The organism is Haloferax sp. Atlit-10N, assembly GCF_003586325.1.
Lineage (GTDB): Archaea > Halobacteriota > Halobacteria > Halobacteriales > Haloferacaceae > Haloferax > Haloferax prahovense.
Window position 1 is genome coordinate 1 of record NZ_PSYX01000085.1, and the last position, 630, is coordinate 630.

The 630-nt window shown below is 52.5% G+C and carries 1 pseudogene; it reads right to left on the bottom strand.

From position 1 onward, the window contains the following. Nucleotides 1-495: pseudogene (locus C5B91_RS21285) on the bottom strand (DUF4268 domain-containing protein); the annotation flags it as partial. Nucleotides 496-630 lie beyond the last annotated feature (135 nt).

Here is a 630-nt window from a genome sequence, read left to right on the forward strand (position 1 = left end):
CTTCCACTCCGATGGGTCTTCGACCGGATTCAACCGGACGGCCGGTGGTGAGTCAGCAATCTTCCAAACTTCCAGTCGGACAGCGAAGAGATCGATTCCCTCGCGACTGTTCTTATTCAGCCACTGGAAGGCGTCTTTGTGCTCGTCGTTAAATTGGGGAGTCAGCCATACGATGATGTCCGCGTCGACCCCAGCTGCATAGGCGATACATTTCCCCAGGTGGTCGTGGTCGGATTGCTCGAGCTGGTTCTCGATGACCACCCGACGACCGTCGTCGACCACTTCGGCGAGGATGTCGACACTATACTTCCCGACGTTCTTCTCCATCTCAAGGACCTCCAAATCCAGCCCCAGGACATCTTCTAAGTGAGAGGAATTCTCTGAAGCAATATTCTCAGCCAGCCAAGGAGTGAAGTCATGGGCTTCGTGGCTCCAGTAGTCCCGGACGTCTTGGGGCTCAAGTTCGCGAAAGTGAGTCCCGTCAAACGTAGCCATGTCAACCACATCACTTGGGAGTGACAAAAACGCACAGGTAGCTGTGTCCAAAGCTCTTTCTTATCAGGATAAAATAATATCATATCAAATGTCTCGAATGCGCGAAGATGGCTTCTACTCTGTCCTCAAAGCCGT